The sequence below is a fragment of the Kitasatospora sp. MAA19 genome (assembly GCF_029894125.1).
Lineage (GTDB): Bacteria > Actinomycetota > Actinomycetes > Streptomycetales > Streptomycetaceae > Kitasatospora.
Genome location: NZ_JARXYZ010000002.1, coordinates 345,965 through 366,569, shown reverse-complemented (window position 1 = coordinate 366,569; position 20,605 = coordinate 345,965). Strand labels below are relative to the sequence as shown.

Here is a 20,605-nt window from a genome sequence, read left to right as displayed (position 1 = left end):
GAGCGGTGGCGGGGCAGGGCAGAGCGGATTCCGGCGGTACGAAGCAGGACGCCGCAGAGCCGTGGCGCGTGATCTCGGCCACCACGACCAAGTACAAGTCGGCCGGACCGCTGGCCCGGGTGCGGGCCTTCCGGGACCGGGTGCGGTACTGGCTGGACCGGCCGCTCACGCCCTACCTGCTCATCGTCGGCACGATGCTGCTGCTGGTGGTGCTCGGTCTGATGATGGTCTTCTCGGCCTCGCAGATCCTCGCCCTGGGCCAGCACCACTCGGCGCAGTACTACTTCCTCAAGCAGCTGATCGCGGCCATCCTCGGCCTGGTCCTGCTGATCGGCTTCGCCTCCGTACCGCTGGCGGTGCTGCGGGTGATCGTCTACCCGGTGATGCTCGGGGTGATCGGCGCGCTCGCGCTGGTCGCCGTACCCGGCATCGGGGTGCGGATCAACGGCAACCAGAACTGGCTGGACTTCGGGTTCTTCCAGTTCCAGCCCTCGGAGTTCGCCAAGCTCGCGCTGGTGCTCTGGGGCGCCGACCTGCTCGCCCGCAAGCAGAAGGCCGGCACCCTCACCTCCTGGAAGCACCTGCTCGTCCCGCTGGTGCCGGGCGCCCTGCTGCTGCTCGCGCTGATCATGCTCGGCGGCGACATGGGCACCTCGATGATCCTGGTGGCGATGCTGTTCGCGCTGCTCTGGATGGTCGGTGCGCCGCTGCGGCTGTTCGTGGCCACCCTCGGGGTGGCCGTGGTCGTCTGCACCGCGCTGGTCATCACGGTCCCGCACCGGGCGGAGCGCCTGGGCTGCATCGGCGTCACCAAGCTCGACCCCGACGGGGCCTGCTTCCAGGCCCTGCACGGTGTCTACTCGTTCGCGCTCGGCGGTGGCTTCGGCACCGGCCTCGGCGCCGGCGTGGAGAAATGGGGCCAGCTGCCCGAGGCGCACACCGACTTCATCTTCGCCGCGACCGGCGAGGAACTGGGCCTGGTGGGGACGCTGTCGGTGATCGGTCTCTTCGCGGCACTAGGCTACGCGGGTATCCGTGTGGCCATCGGTACGAAGGATCCCTTCGTCAGGTACGCCGCGGGAGCCGCCACCACCTGGATCATGGCGCAGGCCATGATCAACCTGGGGTCGGCGCTGGGACTGCTGCCCATCGCGGGCGTCCCGCTCCCGCTGTTCTCCTACGGCGGTTCCGCCATGCTGTCGGCCATGTCCGCGATCGGTGTGCTGCTGTGCCTGGCACGCAGCACCTCGGGCGCGAAGGCGGCCCTGGCCGCCCGGAGCAAGAACTCCCGGATCAGGAGACGACTGGCCCGGGTGCTGCCACGACGACGAACCACAGCGCGCCCGGCCCCGGGGCCGGCACGCAGGGAGCGGTGAATTTCGGTGCATGTCGTACTCGCCGGCGGGGGGACCGCCGGTCACATCGAGCCGGCCATGGCCCTCGCGGACGCCCTCCGCAGGCATGACCCGTCCGTCGGGATCACCGCCCTGGGAACCGAACGCGGTCTGGAGACCCGACTGGTGCCCGAGCGCGGCTACCAGCTGGAGCTCATCCCGGCCGTCCCGCTGCCCCGCAAGCCCACCCCCGAGCTGATCACCGTCCCCGGCCGGCTGCGCGGTACCGTACGGGCCGCCCAGGAGATCATCGAACGGGTCAACGCGGACGCCGTGGTCGGCTTCGGCGGCTACGTCGCGATGCCCGCCTACCTGGCCGCCAAGCGGGCCGGCGTGCCGATCGTGGTGCACGAGGCGAACGCCCGTCCGGGCCTGGCCAACAAGATCGGCGCCCGCTACACCGACTTCGTGGCGGTCTCCACGCCGGACAGCAAGCTGCGCGACTCCCGGTACATCGGCATCCCGCTGCGCCGGACCATCGCCACCCTGGACCGCGGCGCCGCCCGACCGGAAGCCCGGCACTACTTCGGCCTCGACCAGCGCCTGCCCACCCTGCTGGTCTCCGGCGGATCCCAGGGCGCGCGTCGGCTCAACGAGACGGTCACCGCGATCGCCCCGCGGCTCCAGCAGTACGGCGTGCAGATCCTGCACGCGGTCGGCCCGAAGAACGAGCTGCCGCAGGTCGAGGACATCCCCGGGATGCCGCCGTACCGGGTGGTGCCGTACGTCGACCGGATGGACCTCGCCTACGCGGCCGCGGACCTGATGCTCTGCCGGGCCGGCGCCATGACCGTCGCCGAGCTGGCCGCCGTCGGGCTGCCCGCCGCGTTCGTCCCGCTGCCGATCGGCAACGGCGAGCAGCGGCTGAACGCCCAGCCGATGGTCAAGGCCGGCGGCGGCCTGCTGGTGGACGACGCCGAGCTGACCCCGGACTGGGTGCTGCAGAACGTGCTGCCGGTGCTCACCGACCCGCAGCGGCTGTGGGACATGAGCCGGGCTGCCGCCGAGTTCGGCCGCCGGGACGCCGACGACCTGCTGGTCGGCATGGTCTACGAGGCGATCCAGGCCTCCCGCGGCGGTCGCCGCCGTGGCTGACGGCCGGCTCGCCGACCCGCTGGAGGAAGAGCTGGAGGACGAGGAGTCCGCTCCTCGGCTCCGGCTCTCCCGGCGGGGCATCGTGGTGCTGAGCGTGCTCGGCGCCGCGGTGCTGGGCGTGCTGGCCTGGGTGGTGTTCTTCTCCTCGCTGCTGGACGTGCGCGAGGTCGCGGTCCAGGGACCGAAGGACGAGAAGTTGACGGCGGACCAGGTCCGCGCGGCGATCGGACGGGTCGGCGACGGCCCGCTGGCGCGGGTGGACCTGGACGCCGTCCAGCACCGGGTGGAGGCGATCCCCCGGGTGGCCAAGGCCGAGGTGTGGCGGGGCTGGCCGCACACCCTGCAGGTGAAGGTCGTCCAGCGTACGGCGGTGGCCGCCGTCAAGGGGGAGGACGGCCAGTTCACCCAGGTGGACGCCGGCGGCGTGAGCTTCGCCACCGAGGCGGCCCCGCCGGAGGGGGTGCCGGTGGTGGAACTGCGGCTCAGTCAGCAGGCGAAGGACGTGGACGGGGTGATCTCCCGTTCGCAGCTGGTGCAGGGTGCGGTGTCGGTGGCCGCCGGGCTGCCGCCCGAGGTGGCGAAGCGGGCCGGGGCGGTGCTGGTGCACTCGTACGACGATATTCAGCTGCAGCTCAGCGGGGGTGCGACGGTGCACTGGGGGAGCCCGGAGCAGACCGATCGCAAGGCTCGGGCGCTGGTCGCGTTGATGACGCAGAAGGGCACGAACTTCGACGTGAGTGCGCCGGAGGCGCCGGCGGTGTCGGGATGATCCGGTAGGTTCTGTGCCTGAGGGAGGGGTTGACGCTGTGAAGTGTCAGCCCGACCCTTGGTGGTCACCCCGGTTTCATTCAGCGGCCGATGATCACATAGGCTCAAAAGAAAAAGGGAAGCTCGGCGTGTTCGTTGAAACACGTGCCTGGAGCCACCTAGTGTCCTGTGTCACCAGACTGTGCCCCCTGGTGATGTGACGGAGGCACAGGACTAACCCTAAAGGTCAAGTTTAGGGTTGGGGTCGGCGGTCGGCATTTCGGACATTCAGTCGGAAACCAGGCTCCCTACCCATCGACATCCGTCGGCACGACCCCCCGTCGGGTCGGGTCGACCCGGAAATTCGAGGCGAGAGGCCTTCGACGTGGCAGCACCGCAGAACTACCTCGCAGTCATCAAGGTCGTCGGAATCGGCGGCGGTGGTGTCAACGCCATCAACCGGATGATCGAGGTCGGTCTCAAGGGCGTCGAGTTCATCGCGATCAACACCGATGCGCAGGCCCTCCTGATGAGCGACGCCGACGTCAAGCTCGATGTGGGCCGTGAACTCACCCGGGGCCTCGGCGCCGGCGCCAACCCCGAGGTCGGCCGCAAGGCCGCCGAGGACCACCGCGAGGAGATCGAGGAGGTCCTCAAGGGGGCCGACATGGTCTTCGTCACCGCCGGCGAGGGTGGTGGCACGGGCACGGGCGGCGCGCCCGTGGTCGCCAACATCGCCCGCTCGCTGGGCGCCCTGACCATCGGCGTGGTCACCCGCCCCTTCACCTTCGAGGGCCGGCGCCGCGCCAACCAGGCCGAGGACGGCATCGCGAGCCTGCGCGAGGAGGTCGACACCCTCATCGTGATCCCCAACGACCGGCTGCTGTCCATCTCCGACCGCCAGGTCAGCGTGCTCGACGCGTTCCGCTCGGCCGACCAGGTCCTGCTCTCCGGTGTCCAGGGCATCACCGACCTGATCACCACCCCCGGCCTGATCAACCTCGACTTCGCCGACGTCAAGTCCGTCATGTCGGAGGCCGGTTCGGCGCTCATGGGCATCGGTTCGGCCCGCGGCGAGGACCGTGCCAAGGCGGCCGCCGTGATGGCGATCTCCTCGCCGCTGCTGGAGGCCTCGATCGACGGCGCCCGCGGCGTGCTGCTGTCCATCTCGGGCGGCTCCGACCTCGGTCTGTTCGAGATCAACGAGTCGGCCCAGCTGGTCAGCGAGGCCGCGCACCCCGAGGCCAACATCATCTTCGGCGCGGTCATCGACGACGCGCTCGGCGACGAGGTCCGGGTCACCGTCATCGCGGCCGGCTTCGACGGCGGGCAGCCGCCGGCGATCGTCCGCGACCCGGTGGTCAAGGCCACCCCCGCCGCCGCGACCACGACGCCGACCACCCCGGAGCGCCCGGCCACCCGGCCGTCCTACGGGAGCATCGGCTCGGTGACGTCCCGTTCGGAGGGGGACACCCACGCCTCCGCGCCGCGCGCCGCCGAGACCTCGGCCACCGCGACCGCCGCCCCGGTGCCGCCGCAGGTGCAGCCGGCCCGACAGCCGTTCGTGGAGAGCGCAGCGGAGGAGCTCGACGTCCCGGACTTCCTTAAGTGATCGATCACGCGGTACACGCGGGTGCTCACTTCGCCTTCACCGATCGGTGGGGCGGGGTGAGCACTTCGCCGTACGGGGAGCTCAACCTCGGCGGGGCGGTGGGGGACGACCCGGAGACCGTCCGGGAGAACCGGGCGATCGTCGCCCGGGAGCTCGGACTGAACCCGGCCGACGTGGTCTGGATGAACCAGGTGCACGGCGCGGAGGTCGCGGTGGTGACGGAGCGCCAGCCGCCGGGGGAGGCCCCGACGGTGGACGCGGTGGTCACCGACCGGCCGCTCGCGCTCGCCGTCCTGACCGCCGACTGCACCCCGGTGCTGCTGGCCGACCCGGTGGCGGGCGTGGCGGGCGCGGCCCACGCGGGCCGGCCCGGGCTGGCGGCCGGGGTGGTGCCCGCGGTCGTGCGGGCGATGGTCGAGCTGGGGGCCGAGCCGGGTCGGATCGTCGCGGCCACCGGCCCCGCGGTCTGCGGCCGGTGCTACGAGGTGCCGGCCGACCTGCGGGCCGAGGTCGCCGCGGTGGTGCCCGCCGCGTTCGCCGAGACCTCCTGGGGAACGCCGGCCCTGGACGTGCCGGAGGGAGTCGCGGCCCAGTTGGCCGCCGCGGGGGTCACCGAGCTGGTGCGATCATCGGTCTGCACCCTCGAATCCGCCGATCACTACTCCTATCGCCGCGAGCAGCGCACCGGCCGGCTCGCGAGCTATGTCTGGTTGGGCTCTGATCACTGATGACGAACGACATCTACGGACCGTTCCCGGGCGGCGCCGCCTTCCCTGATCCAAGCTGGTCGGCGGCGCTGACGCAGGGCCAGCGGGCCCGCTACGAGGAGCTGGGGACCAACCTCGACGTGGTCGAGCGGCGGATCGCCGACGCCTGTGCGGCCGTCGGACGGGCGCGCGACGAGGTCACCCTGATCGTCGTCACCAAGACCTACCCCGCCGAGGACACCGCGCTGTTGGCCGGGCTGGGTGTGACGGACGTCGCGGAGAACCGCGACCAGGACGCCGCACCCAAGGCAGAGCAGTGCAGAAACCTTCCTCTTGACTGGCACTTCGTCGGACAGCTGCAGACCAACAAGGTCCGCTCGGTCGTCCGGTACGCGAACCACGTGCACTCGGTGGACCGGCTGCGGCTGGTCGAGTCGCTCTCCGCCGCGGTGCTCAAGTCCGAGCGCCCGGAGCTGGGTTGCCTGGTGCAGGTGGCCCTGGACAAGGAGCACGGCGAGGGTGCCCACCGGGCCGGAGTCGCCCCGGAGGACGTCGCGGAAATCACCGACGCGATCGCCGACACGCCCGGGCTCCGGCTGGACGGTGTGATGACCGTCGCTCCGCTGGCCGGTCCGCTCGCCGGAGACCCGGCTCGGGCCTTCGAGCGGCTGACGGAAATCGCAACCGCCGTACGGACGGCCCATCCTGCTGCCACCATGGTCTCCGCAGGGATGAGTGGTGACCTTGAGCAGGCGATTGCCGCCGGAGCGACACATGTGCGCGTCGGAACGGCGGTACTCGGAGTGAGGTCACCCCTCAGGTAACGTCACCGGGTAGTAGATCAGACTGCAGGACAAAATAGGACAGAATCTAGCAGCTCCTCGGAGCGCTAGCGAACCGTGGATCGCAGCTCCGCGGCCCCCACTCCACGAACTCTGACCGGCCGTCGGCCTGGCGGGCCGTCGTGGGTGGACCGCGGAATCCGCAGGCAGGGCCGCACGGCCTGGCCGCCGGGACGGAGCCGGTCCGCACGGAGCGAGCGGAGCGGGCGACCATCGGAAGGTGCGCGTTTCGCGAAGCCGCCACCGCGCGCCAGCGAGGTGGCTATGAGCGGAGGAGACAGGAGCATGGCCGGCGCAATGCGCAAGATGGCGGTCTACCTCGGCCTCGTGGAGGACGAGACGTACGACGGCCAGGGGTACGACCCTGACGACGACTACGACGCGGACCCCGAGCCGATTCGAACGGGACAGCGGACCGAGGACATTCCCCGGCCGGCCGCCGCACCCGCCCCGGTCTCCTCGATCACCCCGCAGCCGGTCGCGGCCGCGGTGCCGATCCGGCAGGAGACCCCGAGGATGGCCCCAGTGTCGTCCATCACACCCGAACGCCGCCACAACCTGGAGAAGAGCGCCCCGGTGATCATGCCCAAGGTAGTGAACGAACGAGAGCCCTACCGCATCACCACGCTGCACCCCCGGACCTACAACGAGGCCCGTACCATCGGGGAACAGTTCCGTGGCGGGACCCCCGTGATCATGAATCTGACCGAGATGGACGACACCGACGCGAAGCGGCTCGTAGACTTCGCCGCTGGACTCGTCTTCGGTCTGCACGGCAGTATCGAGCGCGTGACACAGAAGGTGTTCCTGCTGTCGCCTGCTAACGTCGATGTCACGGCGGAGGACAAGGCTCGGATCGCCGAGGGTGGGTTCTTCAACCAGAGCTGACCCGGCCACGACTTTACGTGTGGATCTGATCAACAGTGGATTAGCGACAGGCGACGAGCGGCAGGCCCAAGGGCCCGGGACCGGGGAGAGGGAAACGCGATGGACATCGTGTGGGCGGTGCTCTACTACGCCCTGACCGTCTTCCTGGTGTTCCTGCTTGTACGACTGGTCATGGACTGGGTCTTCCAGTTCGCGCGTTCGTGGCGGCCGGGTAAGGCCATGGTCCTGGTCCTGGAGGCCACGTACACTGTCACGGATCCGCCGCTCAAGCTTCTTCGGCGGTTCATCCCGCCGTTGCGTTTCGGGGGCGTGGCGCTCGACCTGTCCTTCTTCGTACTGATGATCATTGTGTATGTCCTGATCTCGCTTGTGCGGCCCTAGTCGTAGGTGAGCGATGCGACAGGATGCCGGTGTGCCGACGATCACGTTGAGGTGAAGAGATGCCATTGACCCCCGAGGACGTTCGGAACAAGCAGTTCACGACCGTCCGTCTGCGCGAAGGCTATGACGAGGACGAGGTCGATGCCTTCCTCGACGAGGTCGAGGCGGAGCTGACCCGCCTGCTTCGCGAGAACGAGGACCTGCGCGCCAAGCTGGCCGCCGCGACTCGTGCCGCCGCGCAGAACCAGGCCAACATGCGGAAGGAAGCGCCGCAGGACTCCCGTCCCGGCGCGCCCGTCCCGGCCGCCATATCCGGCCCGCCGGTCCCCGGCCAGCAGGGCCCCGGTGGTCCGCAGCAGCAGATGGGCCCGGGTGGTCCGCAGCAGCAGCAGATGGGTGGCCCGCAGCAGCAGATGGGCAACCAGCCGCTCGGCCTGCCCTCCGGCGCCCCGCAGCTCCCCGCCGGCCCCCAGCAGATGGGCGGCCCGCAGCAGCAGATGGGCCAGACCATGGGCGGCCAGCAGCAGCTGGTCCAGCCGATGGGCGGTCAGATGCTCCAGCCCATGGGCGGCCCCGGTGGCCCGCAGCAGCAGATGGGCAACCCGATGGGCCAGGGCATGGGCCAGCAGCAGATGCAGCCGATGGGCGGCCCCATGGGCGGCCCGCAGCAGCAGATGGGCGGCCCGCTCGGCGGTCCGATGCAGCAGCAGCAGGGCCCCGGTGGCGACAGCGCCGCCCGCGTCCTGGCGCTCGCTCAGCAGACCGCCGACCAGGCGATCTCCGAGGCCCGTTCCGAGGCCAACAAGATCGTCGGCGAGGCCCGCAGCCGGGCCGAGGGCCTGGAGCGCGACGCCCGAGCCAAGGCGGACGCCCTGGAGCGGGACGCGCAGGAGAAGCACCGGGTCGCGATGGGCTCGCTGGAGTCCGCGCGTGCCACGCTGGAGCGCAAGGTCGAGGACCTGCGGGCGTTCGAGCGTGAGTACCGTACGCGCCTCAAGTCGTACCTGGAGACCCAGCTGCGCCAGCTGGAGTCGCAGGCCGACGACTCGCTCGCCCCGCCGCGGATCCCCGCCACCGCGTCGCTGCCGCCGGCAGCCTCGTCGATGGCGCCGGCCGGTGCCGGTGCGATGAGTGGCGGTGCCCCGTCCTTCGGCGGCAACCAGCCGTCCTTCGGCGGCAACTCGCCGTCGTTCGGCGGTCAGAGCTCCTTCGGCGGGAACCCGCCGGCGCCGAGCTTCGGCGGCCAGCCGTCCGGTGGCAACACCGGCGCGCCGCAGATGCAGCCGGCCGGGATGACCCAGCCGATGGCGGCCGTCCGGCCGCAGCCTCCGCAGCCGATGCAGCAGGCGCCGGCGCCGATGCGGGGCTTCCTGATCGACGAGGACGGCGACAACTGAGGTCGTAGCACGGCCTTGTGAGAGCGCCCCCTGTCCGACCTCCGGGTCGGACAGGGGGCGCTCTTGCGTTGGCCGGGGCGGTGGGGCCGGGTGCGGGGGTACGGCGAAGCCGCCGGAACCGGGCGGTTCCGGCGGCTTCGGGGTCGGTCAGGCCTTGCGGAGCTGGAAGGCGAGGCCGAGGGATTCGTCGGTGAAGGTCTCGGACTCCCAGTCGGCCGCGCCGGCGGCGAAGTCGGTGGCGAGCACCTCCTCGGCGACGAGCGGACCGTGCTCGGCGATGGCCTCCGCGGTCTCCTCGGAGGTGGCCCGCCAGCGCAGGACGATGCGGTCGGCGACGTCGAGGCCAGAGTTCTTGCGGGCCTCCTGGATCTGGCGGATGGCGTCGCGGGCGACGCCGAGCCGCTTGAGCTCCGGGGTGATGGCCAGGTCGAGGGCGACGGTGGCACCGGACTCGTTGGCGACGGCCCAGCCCTCGCGCGGGGTCTCGGTGATGATCACCTCGTCCGAGGAGAGGGCGACCGTCTCGCCGTTCAGCTCGACCGAGGTCTCGCCGTTCGCGCGCAGTTCGGCGGCGAGGCGGGCGGCGTCGGTGGCGGCGACCGCCTTGGCGACGTCCTGCACGCCCTTGCCGAACCGCTTGCCCAGGGCGCGGAAGTTGGCCTTGGCACTGGTGTCGACCAGCGAGCCGCCGACCTCGGCCAGCGACTCCAGGGCGGAGACGTTGAGCTCCTCGGCGATCTGCGCGCGCAGGTCGGCGGGCAGCTCGTCCCAGCCCTGGGCGGCGATCAGCGCGCGGGACAGCGGCTGGCGGGTCTTCACGCCCGACTCGGCGCGGGTGGCCCGGCCGAGCTCGACCAGACGGCGGACCAGCGCCATGTGCCGGGAGAGGTCGGCGTCGACCAGCGACTCGTCGGCCTCCGGCCAGGTGGCCAGGTGGACCGAGGCCGGAGCGTCCGGGACGACCGGGACGACCAGGTCCTGCCAGACCTGTTCGGTGATGAACGGGGTCATCGGGGCCATCAGCCGGGTGACCGTCTCCAGCGCCTCGTGCAGGGTGGCCAGCGCGGCCGCGTCGCCCTGCCAGAAGCGGCGGCGGCCGCGGCGGACGTACCAGTTGGACAGGTCGTCGACGAAGCCGGACAGCAGCTTGCCGGCGCGCTGGGTGTCGTACGCCTCGAAGGCCGAGTCGACCTCGCGGACCAGGGTGTTCAGCTCGGAGAGCACCCAGCGGTCCAGCTGCGGGCGGTCGGCCGGGGCCGGGTCGGCCGCCGAGGGGGACCAGCCGGCGGTGCGGGCATACAGGGCCTGGAAGGCGACGGTGTTCCAGTAGGTGAGGAGGGTCTTGCGGACCACCTCCTGGATGGTGCCGTGGCCGACCCGGCGGGCCGACCAGGGCGAGCCGCCGGCCGCCATGAACCAGCGGACGGCGTCGGCGCCGTGCTGGTCCATCAGCGGGATCGGCTGCAGGGTGTTGCCCAGGTGCTTGGACATCTTGCGGCCGTCCTCGGCCAGGATGTGGCCCAGACAGACGACGTTCTCGTAGCTGTTCTTGTCGAACACCAGGGTGCCGACCGCCATCAGCGTGTAGAACCAGCCGCGGGTCTGGTCGATCGCCTCGGAGATGAACTGCGCCGGGTAGCGCTTCTCGAACAGCTCCTTGTTCTGGTGCGGGTAGCCGTACTGGGCGAAGGGCATCGAGCCCGAGTCGTACCAGGCGTCGATGACCTCGGGGACGCGGGTCGAGGTGCCGCCGCACTCGCGGCAGGCGAAGGTGACCTCGTCGATGTACGGGCGGTGCGGGTCGAGGCCGCTCTGGTCGGTGCCGGTGAGCTCGGACAGCTCGGCCAGCGAGCCGACGCAGGTGAGGTGGCCCTCCTCGCAGCGCCAGATCGGCAGCGGGGTGCCCCAGTAGCGGTTACGGCTGAGCGCCCAGTCGATGTTGTTGTTCAGCCAGTCGCCGAAGCGGCCGTGCTTCACGTTCTCCGGGTACCAGTTGGTGGCCTCGTTCTCCCGGATCAGCGCGTCCTTGACCGCGGTGGTGCGGATGTACCAGGACGGCTGCGCGTAGTAGAGCAGCGCGGTGTGGCAGCGCCAGCAGTGCGGGTAGCTGTGCTCGTACGGGAGGTGGCGGAAGAGCAGGCCGCGTTCCTTGAGGTCCGCGACCAGGGCCTCGTCGGCCTTCTTGAAGAACTGGCCGCCGACCAGCGGGACCTCGGGGGCGAAGGTGCCGTCGGCGAGCACCGGGTTGACCACCGGCAGGCCGTACCGGCGGCAGGTCGCGAGGTCGTCAGCGCCGAAGGCGGGGGACTGGTGGACGATGCCGGTGCCGTCCTCGGTGGTGACGTAGTCGGCGTTGAGGACGTAGTGCGCGTCCTCGATCTCGACCAGGTCGAAGGGGCGGCGGTAGGCCCAGCGCTCCATCTCGGCGCCGGTGAAGGACTCGCCGGTGGCCTCCCAGCCCTCGCCGAGGGACTTGGCGAGCAGCGGCTCGGCGACGACCAGCTTCTCGGTGCCGTCGGTGGCCACCACGTAGGTGACCTCGGGGTGGACCGCGGCGGCGGTGTTGGCGACCAGGGTCCACGGGGTGGTGGTCCAGACCAGCAGCGAGGCCTGGCCGGCCAGCGGGCCGCTGGTCAGCGGGAAGCGGACGAAGACCGAGGGGTCGACGACGGTCTCGTAGCCCTGGGCCAGCTCGTGGTCGGACAGGCCGGTGCCGCAGCGCGGGCACCAGGGGGCGACCCGGTGGTCCTGGACCAGCAGGCCCTTGTCGAAGATCTGCTTGAGCGACCACCAGACGGACTGGACGTACGACGGGTCCATCGTCCGGTAGGCCTCGTCGAGGTCGACCCAGTACCCCATGCGGGTGGTCAGCTCGGCGAAGGCGTCGGTGTGGCGGGTCACCGACGCGCGGCACTTGGCGTTGAACTCGGCGATGCCGTAGGCCTCGATGTCCTGCTTGCCGGAGAAGCCCAGTTCCTTCTCGACGGCGAGCTCGACCGGGAGGCCGTGGCAGTCCCAGCCGGCCTTGCGGGCGACGTGGTAGCCCTTCATCGTCCGGTAGCGCGGGAAGACGTCCTTGAAGACGCGGGCCTCGATGTGGTGGGCGCCGGGCATGCCGTTGGCGGTCGGCGGGCCCTCGTAGAAGACCCACTCGGGACGGCCCTCGGACTGCTCCAGGCTGCGCTGGAAGATCTTGCCGTCCTGCCAGAAGGACAGGATCTGGTGTTCGAGGGCGGGCAGGTCCACCTGCGCGGGGACGGGGTTGTAGGTGCTCATCGCGGCGTCATACCTCCGGCGGATGTGGACGGGATCCGACGGAGGGACGAGACGGCAAGCCGCCCCGCGGTACCACCCTCCTTGGCCGCGATGCTGCGTGCGGCCCTCTTGTTTGGGCTTGCTGCCGGGTCTAGTGGGCCGGGCCCGCGCGGTGGCGGAGGGCCGTTCTTCCGGCGGCTCCGGGGTGATCTTCCCGCCGTGCACACCCCCGGGCTCGCACCGTCCCCGGGTCGCTGGTGGCTGCGTACGTCGGTACTCGTCCCATCTGCGCCTTGCAGGGCCAGTGTATCGGCCGGGCAAGTCGGTTTGTCCAAATCGTTTTGCCCGCACCCTTCGGCCGGGAGGCTTCGGGGCGGGCCGCGGCGGTGGTTAGGCGGGGGTGATCTGGGCACAAGTCTGGTCAGCGCGCGGGGCGTGGCGGCTGGGGCGGCTGCCTGGGTGGGATCATCATGGGGCGTCGGTATGTCATGTTGTGACCGGTTTTGATCGGGATTATCGTTCCGGCACTGGAGGCCGCCGGGAACCGGCGGCTCGATTCGTTCGTAGATGGGGTCGAAGCCATGGCTGAGAAGGCAACCGGCGCGGGTACCGCCACCAAGCGGGCACGCAAGGCCGTGGCGGCCGATCCAGGGGAGGGGACCGTGACCACTACCGCACGGCAGAAGAGCAGCACCGACACCGTCACCGTGCCGCGCGGCGCCGAGTCGGTGGACCCGGCCACGCTGCCGGTCCGGCCCGGCGAGGACCCGTGGACCACCGACGAGGTCCACGAACTGCACACCGAGCTCATCAGCGAGCTGGAGCGGCTGCAGAACGAGATCGACGCGGCCGAGGCGGCCATCTCCGGCCTGATGCGTGACTCCAACGACGGAGCCGGCGACGACCAGGTGGACGCCGGTACGAAGAACATCTCGCGGGAGAGCGAACTCGCGCTGGCCAACAACGCCCGGGACAGCCTCGCCCAGACCGAGCGGGCCCTGGTCAGGCTGGAGGGCGTCGGCTTCGGCACCTGCGAGTCCTGCGGGCAGGCCATCGGAAAGGCCCGGATGCAGGCCTTCCCCCGGGCCACGCTCTGCGTGCAGTGCAAGGCCAAGCAGGAACGCCGCTGAAGCGGCCGACCGGGGCGGCGCGGGGGGTCGGGCTTGCCGTACGCTCGACCCCGTAACGTCGCCCGATCCTTGGGACACGTCCGTTCGGAGGTGTCCGGTACGGCGACCACGGGCCCACCCTCCCCCACCTCCGGCCGGGGGAGCTCCATCGGCAGCGGAGCGGATCATCAGTACGCAAGGTTCCCCCCAGACGCGGGACGACGCCGTCCCGACCCCCGCCGAAGCCGTGGAGGTGGCCGTGGCCGAGCCCGCCGAGCCCACCGAGCCCACCGAGGCGGCCGCCCCGGTCGCGGCGGAGGCGCCGAAGGGCCCGCGGCGCATCGGCGTGCTGATGGTCGTCGCGCTGCTCGCGTTCCTGATCGACCTCGGCGGCAAGCTGCTGGTCGTGGCCCGGCTGGAGAACCACGCGGCGATCAAGGTGATCGGCGACGTCGTCACCTTCCAGGTCATCCGCAACTCCGGCGCCGCCTTCGGCATGGGCCAGGCGCTGACCGTGGTCTTCACGATGATCGCCTCGGCCGTCATCGTGGTGATCTGGCGGATCGCCCGACGGCTGTACAGCCTGCCCTGGGCGATCGCGCTCGGGCTGCTGCTCGGCGGGGCGCTGGGCAACCTCGCCGACCGGCTGTTCCGCTGGCCGGGCGTCTTCCGCGGGCACGTCGTCGACTTCATCTCCGTCCAGCACTTCGCGGTCTTCAACCTCGCCGACTCGGCGATCGTCTGCGGCGGCATCCTCGTGGTGCTGCTCTCCTTCCGGGGCAGCAACCCGGACGGCACCGTCCACCAGCAGGGCGGCAAGGCCGAGTAACGGAGGCCCGAGCGGTCGGCGGGCGGGGGAGGGCCGCCTTTCCGGCATACTCGTACGGGTGAGTACCGCTGCGCAGATCCGAAGCCTCCCCGTACCCGACGGCCTGGAGGGCGAACGCCTCGACGCCGCCCTCGCCCGGATGTTCGGCTTCTCCCGGACGAAGGCCGCCGAGTTGGCCGCCGACGGCAAGGTGACGCTCGACGGCGCCGTGGCCGGCAAGTCGGACCGGGTGACCGCCGGCTCCTGGCTGGAGGTCGAGATCCCCGCTCCCGCCGCGCCGGTGCAGATCGTCGCCGAGGCGGTCGAGGGCATGCGGATCGTCCACGACGACGAGGACATCGTGCTCGTCGACAAGCCGATCGGCGTCGCCGCGCACCCCAGTCCCGGTTGGACCGGCCCCACCGTCATCGGCGGGCTCGCCGCGGCCGGCTACCGGATCTCCACCTCCGGCGCCGCCGAGCGCCAGGGCGTCGTGCACCGGCTCGACGTCGGCACCTCCGGGCTGATGGTCGTCGCCAAGTCCGAGCGCGCGTACACCGACCTCAAGCGGCAGTTCCACGACCGGATCACCGAGAAGCGCTACCACACCCTCGTCCAGGGACACCCGGACCCGCTGAGCGGCACCGTGGACGCGCCGATCGGGCGGCACCCCAGCTCGGACTGGAAGTGGGCCGTGACGAAGGACGGCAAGCCGTCCATCACGCACTACGACCTGATCGAGGCCTACCGGGCCGCGTCGCTGCTCGACGTCAAGCTGGAGACCGGCCGCACCCACCAGATCCGGGTGCACATGTCGGCGCTGCGCCACCCCTGCGTGGGCGACCTGACGTACGGCGCCGACCCGACGCTGGCCAAGCGGCTCGGGCTGACCCGGCAGTGGCTGCACGCCGTGTCGCTCGGCTTCGAGCACCCGGCGGACGGGCAGTGGGTCGAGTTCACCAGCGAGTACCCGGCCGACCTGCAGAAGGCGCTCGACGTCATCTCGGCGGAGAGCTGAGATGACGGCCGCCATCCGGGTCGCGCGGGACGCGGCGGACCTGGCGCTGGTGCGCCGGGTGCGGCGCGAGGTGTTCGTGGTCGAGCAGAACGTGCCGGAGGAGCTGGAGTACGACGAGTACGACGCGACCTCGGTGCACCTGCTGGCCGTCGGAGCGGACGGGGCCGCGCTCGGCACCGGGCGGCTGATCTTCGGGGAGCAGGCGCTGAAGCTCACCGGGGGTGTCGCGGGACGGGTGCTGCTCGGGCGCCTGGCGGTGGTGTCCGCGGCCCGGGGGACCGGGCTCGGGGCCGAACTGGTGCGGGCGATCGAGGCCGCCGGGCGTGAGCGCGGGGCCGTCGAGCTGGAGCTGCACGCGCAGGTGCAGGCGCTGGGGTTCTACGAGCGGCTGGGCTATCTGGCGGAGGGCCCGGAGTACGACGACGCGGGGATCCCGCATCGGACGATGACGCGGGTGCTGTAGGGCGCTTGGTTGCGGGAATCCCCGTGCCCCCGGTGGGGGTGCGGGGATTCCCGTCCTTCCGGGGTCAGGTTCCCGCTGTCGGCGGCCTCAGCCCTCGGTGGTGCGCAGGCGGGGGAGGGCGTGGGGGTGCTCGTCGCGCAGGTGGGCGATGAGCTGTTCGCGGATGTCGAAGCGGAGCTGGGCGGCGTCCTCGGGCGTGCGGGCGGTCATGGTGGCGCGGACCACGATGGTGCTGGGGGTGGTGTCGGTGACCTGGAGGGCCCACTCGGCGCCGTCCCAGAGGGGGTTCTCGGCGAGCCGGGTGCGCAGGGCCGCGCGCAGGTCGTCGACCCGGGTGCTGTGGTCGAGGTGGAGCAGGACGGCGGCAAGCAGGCCCGGGTCGCGGCGGGTCCAGTTCTCGAAGGGCTTGTTGACGAAGTAGGAGACCGGGACGATCAGTCGCCGGTAGTCCCAGAGCCGGACCACCAGGTAGGACAGGGTGATCTCCTCGACCGTGCCCTGCTGGCCGTCCACCACCACGGTGTCGCCGATCCGCACGGTGTCGCCGAAGGCGATCTGCAGGCCGGCGAAGAAGTTGCCCAGGGTGCTCTGCGCGGCGATGCCGGCCACGATGCCGATGATGCCGGCGGAGGCCAGCAGGCTGGCGCCGATGGTGCGCATCGCGGAGAAGGTCAGCAGCATCACGGCGATGGTCACCACGACGACGACCGCGCCCGCCACCCGGCGCAGCATGCCGATCTGGGTCCTCATCCGCTGTACCCGGGAGGGGTCGTCGATGACCGCCTCGTAGCGGCTGAGCACGGCCTCCAGGACGGCCGCCACCACCCGGACGGTGAGCCAGCCGAGCGAGGCGAGCAGGAACAGCAGCACCAGGTGGTGGATGCCGCCGCCGTGCTGGTGGAAGATCCGCCCGAGCGGGTCGGCGGCGAGCAACAGGGCTGATGCGACGGTGAGTTGGAGCGGGATGCGGCAGCGGCGCAGCAGCGCCCAAACCGGTGCCTCGGGGTGCCGGACGGCGACCCGCTGAAGCGTCTGGTCGACGACCCAGCCGATCACCAGGGTGGCGGCGACGGTGGCGAACAGGGCGATCAGTGGCCAGAGCACGGGCACCTTCTCGGGCGGGGAGGCGGAGGGTACGCCGTACCATACCCGGGCGTACCGGGGTGAACCGGACGAAGGAGTCGGCGCCCTTATCGGACGCCTACCCGGGCGGCCGATACGATCAGCCCCCATGGAGTTCGGTGGGGCGTGGCGCCGGTGGCGCGGCCGGGGTACGTCGGTGCGGCGCAAGGTGCTGGCCGGGGCGGTGGCCCTGGTGGCGGTGGCCGGGTTCGGTACGGCGGCGATGGCGTCCGGCGGTGAGCAGGCGGTCCAGCAGGAGGACCGTTTCCTCGCCATGCCGGAGACCCCCGGCAGCGACCAGCAGGTCCAGCTGGACACCTCCTTCTTCACCACCGGCACCACCCCGCGCCCGGCGGTCCTGCTCGCGCACGGCTTCGGCGGCTCCAAGGACGGCGAGCGCGAGCGCGCCCGGCAGCTGGCCCGGCAGGGCTACGCCGTGCTGACCTGGTCGGCGCGAGGGTTCGGGCACTCGGGCGGGAAGATCGGCCTCAACGCGCCCGACCGCGAGGTCGAGGACGTCAAGCACCTGGTGGACTGGCTGGCCGGGCGCCCCGAGGTCCAGCTCGACGGGCCCGGCGATCCCCGGGTCGGCATCACCGGCGCCTCCTACGGTGGGGCGGTCTCGTTGCTCGCCTCCGCGTACGACCACCGGATCGACGCGGTGGCCACCCAGATCACCTGGTGGAACCTGGCCGACGCGCTGTTCCCGCAGGGCGTCCAGGGCTCCGGCGCGGTGGACGGCGTGTTCAAGAAGCTCTGGGCCGGGATCTTCTTCACCACCGGCGCGGCGGGCGACCTCGGCCCCTCCGGCGGCGCGCCGCGCGGCGGCGGGACGACGCCGGAGCAGGACGGGCCGGTCGGCTGCGGGCGGTTCCTGGAGTCGCTCTGCCAGATGTACGACCGGGTCGCCACCGCCGGGCACGCCGACCCGGAGGCCGTCGCGCTGCTGGATCGCTCCAGCCCGTCCTCGGTGGCCGCGCAGCTCAAGGCGCCCACCCTGGTCGTCCAGGGCCAGCAGGACTCGCTGTTCCCGCTCGACCAGGGCGACCGGATCGCCCGGGCGGTCGCCGCCAACGGCGCGCCCGTCTCGGTGGACTGGTTCGCCGGCGGGCACGACGGCGGCACCGACACCAGCGCCCGGGTGGACGACCGGGTGACCGCCTGGTTCGACCATTTCCTGAAGAATCGCGGCCTGCGCGGCCGGAGCACCGACACCGGCCCCGCCTTCCGGGTCACCCGCACCGGCGGCGTCGACTCCACCGGCTTCCAGGCCGTCCTGCGCGGCGCCACCGCCGACAGCTACCCGGGCCTCGGCGGAACCGGCTCGCGCAGCGTCGAACTCGCCGGCGGCGAGAAGACCTTCGCCAACCCGCCCGGCGGCGCCCCGCCCGGGATCTCCACCCTCCCCGGCATCGGCGCGCTCAGCCAGGCCGCCTCGCTCGGCGCCGGGCTGTCACTGGACTTCCCCGGCCAGCACGCCGCCTTCGACTCCGCGCCGCTGGACCGGCCGCTGCACCTGACCGGGCAGCCCACCGTGCCCGTCCAGGTGCGCGCCGACCGGCCGGACGCGGTGCTCTTCGCCAAGCTGTACGACGTCGGCCCGGACGGCAAGGCCGTGCTGCCGCAGCAGCTGGCCGCCCCGCTGCGGGTGACCGGGGCCGACGCGGGCCGCACCGTCACGGTCGCGCTGCCCGCCGTCGACCACACCTTCCCGGCCGGGCACCGGCTGCGGCTCGTCCTGGCCGCCACCGACCTCGCGTACGCCTCGCCCGCCGAGCCCGCCACCTACCGGGTCGCGCCGGCCGGGGCACTCACCGCGCCGACCGTCGAGCAGCTCGTCACCGAGTCCGCGCCGTTGCCCGCCCGCACCTGGCTGCTGCCGCTGGCCGCCGTGGCGGTGGCCGCCGGGCTGCTCCTCGTCCCCCGGCTGCGGCGCCGCCGGCGGGCGGCCGGCGGACCGGCGTACGACCCGGCGCTGGCCGGTGTGCCGTTGCAGATCACCGGCCTGAGCAAGCGCTACAAGGGCGCTCAGGACCGGTACGCGGTCAAGGAGTTGGGCTTCCGGGTCGAGCAGGGGCAGGTGCTCGGCCTGCTCGGGCCCAACGGCGCGGGCAAGACCACCACGCTGCGGATGCTGATGGGCCTGATCCGGCCCGACGCGGGCGAGATCCGGATCTTCGGCCACCTGGTGCGCCCCGGCGCCCCGGTGCTCTCCCGGGTCGGCGCCTTCGTCGAGGGCGCGGGCTTCCTGCCGCACCTCAGCGGACGGGCCAACCTGCGGCTGTACTGGCAGGCCACCGGGCGGCCGGAGGCGGACGCCCGCTTCGACGAGGCGCTGGCCATCGCCGGCCTCGGCGAGGCGCTCGACCGCGCCGTGCGCACCTACTCGCAGGGCATGCGGCAGCGGCTCGCGATCGCCCAGGCCATGCTCGGGCTGCCCGACCTGCTCATCCTCGACGAGCCGACCAACGGGCTCGACCCGCCGCAGATCCGCGAGATGCGCGAGGTGATGATCCGGTACGCGGCGGCCGGGCGGACCGTCATCGTCTCCAGCCACCTGCTCGCCGAGGTCGAGCAGAGCTGCACCGACCTGGTCGTGATGGACCGCGGGCAGCTGATCACCACCGGCGCCGTCGGCGAGATCGTCGGCGCGGGCGGGCTGCTGCTCGTCGGCGTGCCGGCCGGGTACGCGCCGTCGGAGTCGGTCGTCGAGAAGGTGGGCGCGCTGGCCGGGGTCGGCTCGGCGGAGGCCGTCGAGGGCGGGCTGCTGGTGCGCCTGGACGGGCTGGCGGCCAGCGAACTGGTGGCCGAGCTGGTGCGCCTCGGCGTGCCGGTGGAGAGCGCCGGGCCGCAGCGGCGGCTGGAGGACGCGTTCCTGTCGTTGATCGGAGGTACGGCGTGAGGACGAATGTTTCGCCCGTTTCGGCGGATCACGCCGAGGGCTACCGGGCGAGCCGGACGCTGCCGCTGCGGGTGGAGGCGATGCGGCAGCTGCGGCGGCGCCGCACGCTGGTGATCGGCGCGGTGCTGGCCGCCATGCCGTTCGTCCTCCTGGCCGCGTTCCAGATCGGCGGCACCCCGAGCCGGGCCGACCGGACCACCTTCATCGACCTGGCCACCGCCTCCGGGCCCAACTTCGCGGCCACCATGCTGTTCGTGGGCACCGGCTTCATGCTGGTCATCCCGGTCGCGCTGTTCTGCGGCGACACGGTCGCCTCCGAGGCCAGCTGGTCCTCGCTGCGCTACCTGCTGGCGGCGCCGGTGCCCCGGGCCCGGCTGCTGGCCCGCAAGTTCGCGGTCGGGTTGGCGTTCTCGGCCGTGGCGGTGGTCATGCTGCCCGCGATCGGGCTGCTCGTCGGCACCGCCGCGTACGGCTGGGGGGACCTGAAGCTGCCCGCCGGGGCCACCCTCTCGGCCGGGGAGGCGCTGCCCCGGCTGGCCGTCGCGGCGGCGTTCGTGTTCCTGAGTGAGATCGTGATCGCCGCACTGGCGTTCTGGCTCTCGACGGCGACGGACGCGCCGCTGGGCGCCGTCGGCGGGGCGGTGTTCGCGTCGATCATCACCGGCGTCCTGGACGCCGTCACGGCGCTGGGGGACCTGCGGGAGTGGCTGCCGGCGCACTGGCAGTACGCGTGGGCGGACGCCCTGCAGCCACAGCTGGAGTGGGGCGGCATGGTGCAGGGCGTCTCGCTGTCGCTCTCGTACGCGGCGGTGCTGCTCGCGCTGGCCTTCCGGGGGTTCGCGCGCAAGGACGTGGTGTCCTAGGC

17 protein-coding genes are annotated in these 20,605 nt (G+C 72.0%); 15 read left to right on the top strand and 2 right to left on the bottom strand.

Annotation, left to right across the window (positions count from 1 at the left end):
• Nucleotides 1–119: 119 nt before the first annotated feature.
• The 9 genes from ftsW to P3T27_RS04685 all read left to right on the top strand — a co-directional run bounded on the left by ftsW (nucleotide 120) and on the right by P3T27_RS04685 (nucleotide 9,063).
• A complete protein-coding gene (gene ftsW, locus P3T27_RS04725; RefSeq protein WP_280674818.1) occupies nucleotides 120–1,376 on the top strand; it encodes a putative lipid II flippase FtsW in 1,257 nt (418 codons plus the stop codon).
• Nucleotides 1,377–1,382: 6 nt separating this feature from the next.
• Nucleotides 1,383–2,489 carry an undecaprenyldiphospho-muramoylpentapeptide beta-N-acetylglucosaminyltransferase gene (murG, locus tag P3T27_RS04720; RefSeq protein ID WP_280674458.1) on the top strand — a complete coding sequence of 369 codons (1,107 nt, stop codon included), beginning with the start codon at nucleotides 1,383–1,385 and terminating at the stop codon, nucleotides 2,487–2,489.
• Entirely contained in the window at nucleotides 2,482–3,258 is a 777-nt protein-coding gene (locus tag P3T27_RS04715) for an FtsQ-type POTRA domain-containing protein (RefSeq protein WP_280674456.1), read from the top strand. Before murG ends, P3T27_RS04715 begins: the two co-directional genes overlap by 8 nt.
• A 363-nt stretch (nucleotides 3,259–3,621) precedes the next feature.
• Nucleotides 3,622–4,848 carry a cell division protein FtsZ gene (ftsZ, locus tag P3T27_RS04710; protein WP_280674454.1) on the top strand — a complete coding sequence of 409 codons (1,227 nt, stop codon included), beginning with the start codon at nucleotides 3,622–3,624 and terminating at the stop codon, nucleotides 4,846–4,848.
• The gene (pgeF, locus tag P3T27_RS04705; protein ID WP_280674452.1) at nucleotides 4,845–5,576 is read left to right on the top strand and encodes a peptidoglycan editing factor PgeF; all 732 of its coding nucleotides are present in this window, start codon (nucleotides 4,845–4,847) and stop codon (nucleotides 5,574–5,576) included. The genes ftsZ and pgeF overlap by 4 nt, the downstream gene beginning before the upstream one ends.
• Entirely contained in the window at nucleotides 5,576–6,379 is an 804-nt protein-coding gene (locus tag P3T27_RS04700) for a YggS family pyridoxal phosphate-dependent enzyme (RefSeq protein WP_280674450.1), read from the top strand. Before pgeF ends, P3T27_RS04700 begins: the two co-directional genes overlap by 1 nt.
• Nucleotides 6,380–6,682: 303 nt before the next feature.
• Complete coding sequence (sepF, locus tag P3T27_RS04695) at nucleotides 6,683–7,285, top strand: cell division protein SepF (protein ID WP_280674448.1); 603 nt, start codon at nucleotides 6,683–6,685, stop codon at nucleotides 7,283–7,285.
• A gap of 99 nt (nucleotides 7,286–7,384) precedes the next feature.
• Nucleotides 7,385–7,666: a YggT family protein gene (locus P3T27_RS04690; protein ID WP_063347232.1), complete on the top strand. Its 282-nt coding sequence runs from the start codon at nucleotides 7,385–7,387 to the stop codon at nucleotides 7,664–7,666.
• A 59-nt stretch (nucleotides 7,667–7,725) separates the two neighbouring features.
• Complete coding sequence (locus P3T27_RS04685) at nucleotides 7,726–9,063, top strand: DivIVA domain-containing protein (protein ID WP_280674444.1); 1,338 nt, start codon at nucleotides 7,726–7,728, stop codon at nucleotides 9,061–9,063.
• Between the two features lie 147 nt (nucleotides 9,064–9,210).
• Here the strand turns inward: P3T27_RS04685 and ileS are convergent, their stop codons facing one another.
• Entirely contained in the window at nucleotides 9,211–12,339 is a 3,129-nt protein-coding gene (gene ileS / locus P3T27_RS04680) for an isoleucine--tRNA ligase (protein ID WP_280674438.1), read from the bottom strand.
• 641 nt (nucleotides 12,340–12,980) lie between these two features.
• Here ileS and P3T27_RS04675 point away from each other — a divergent pair.
• The 4 genes from P3T27_RS04675 to P3T27_RS04660 all read left to right on the top strand — a co-directional run bounded on the left by P3T27_RS04675 (nucleotide 12,981) and on the right by P3T27_RS04660 (nucleotide 15,716).
• Entirely contained in the window at nucleotides 12,981–13,448 is a 468-nt protein-coding gene (locus tag P3T27_RS04675) for a TraR/DksA family transcriptional regulator (RefSeq protein WP_280674435.1), read from the top strand.
• A 238-nt stretch (nucleotides 13,449–13,686) separates the two neighbouring features.
• Nucleotides 13,687–14,256, top strand: a complete 570-nt coding sequence (gene lspA / locus P3T27_RS04670; RefSeq protein WP_280674433.1) for a signal peptidase II — start codon at nucleotides 13,687–13,689, stop codon at nucleotides 14,254–14,256.
• Between the two features lie 58 nt (nucleotides 14,257–14,314).
• Complete coding sequence (locus P3T27_RS04665; RefSeq protein WP_280674431.1) at nucleotides 14,315–15,253, top strand: RluA family pseudouridine synthase; 939 nt, start codon at nucleotides 14,315–14,317, stop codon at nucleotides 15,251–15,253.
• A gap of 1 nt (nucleotide 15,254) precedes the next feature.
• The gene (locus P3T27_RS04660; protein WP_280674429.1) at nucleotides 15,255–15,716 is read left to right on the top strand and encodes a GNAT family N-acetyltransferase; all 462 of its coding nucleotides are present in this window, start codon (nucleotides 15,255–15,257) and stop codon (nucleotides 15,714–15,716) included.
• Between the two features lie 87 nt (nucleotides 15,717–15,803).
• On the opposite strand, the gene P3T27_RS04655 is transcribed toward P3T27_RS04660, so the two are convergent.
• Nucleotides 15,804–16,820, bottom strand: coding sequence for a mechanosensitive ion channel domain-containing protein (locus tag P3T27_RS04655; RefSeq protein ID WP_280674427.1), 1,017 nt, complete (start codon nucleotides 16,818–16,820; stop codon nucleotides 15,804–15,806).
• Nucleotides 16,821–16,947: 127 nt separating this feature from the next.
• Between P3T27_RS04655 and P3T27_RS04650 the strand changes: the two genes are divergently transcribed.
• Nucleotides 16,948–19,740, top strand: coding sequence for an alpha/beta fold hydrolase (locus P3T27_RS04650; protein ID WP_280674425.1), 2,793 nt, complete (start codon nucleotides 16,948–16,950; stop codon nucleotides 19,738–19,740).
• The gene (locus P3T27_RS04645; protein WP_280674423.1) at nucleotides 19,737–20,603 is read left to right on the top strand and encodes an ABC transporter permease; all 867 of its coding nucleotides are present in this window, start codon (nucleotides 19,737–19,739) and stop codon (nucleotides 20,601–20,603) included. The genes P3T27_RS04650 and P3T27_RS04645 overlap by 4 nt, the downstream gene beginning before the upstream one ends.
• Nucleotides 20,604–20,605 lie beyond the last annotated feature (2 nt).

Bases quoted from the DNA above. Each gene is read 5' to 3' on its own strand.
- P3T27_RS04700 (WP_280674450.1), top strand. From the start codon at position 5,576: ATGACGAACGACATCTACGGACCGTTCCCGGGCGGCGCCGCCTTCCCT.
- sepF (WP_280674448.1), top strand. From the start codon at position 6,683: ATGGCCGGCGCAATGCGCAAGATGGCGGTCTACCTCGGCCTCGTGGAG.
- P3T27_RS04690 (WP_063347232.1), top strand. From the start codon at position 7,385: ATGGACATCGTGTGGGCGGTGCTCTACTACGCCCTGACCGTCTTCCTG.
- P3T27_RS04685 (WP_280674444.1), top strand. From the start codon at position 7,726: ATGCCATTGACCCCCGAGGACGTTCGGAACAAGCAGTTCACGACCGTC.
- ileS (WP_280674438.1), bottom strand. From the start codon at position 12,339: ATGAGCACCTACAACCCCGTCCCCGCGCAGGTGGACCTGCCCGCCCTC.
- P3T27_RS04660 (WP_280674429.1), top strand. From the start codon at position 15,255: ATGACGGCCGCCATCCGGGTCGCGCGGGACGCGGCGGACCTGGCGCTG.
- P3T27_RS04650 (WP_280674425.1), top strand. From the start codon at position 16,948: ATGGAGTTCGGTGGGGCGTGGCGCCGGTGGCGCGGCCGGGGTACGTCG.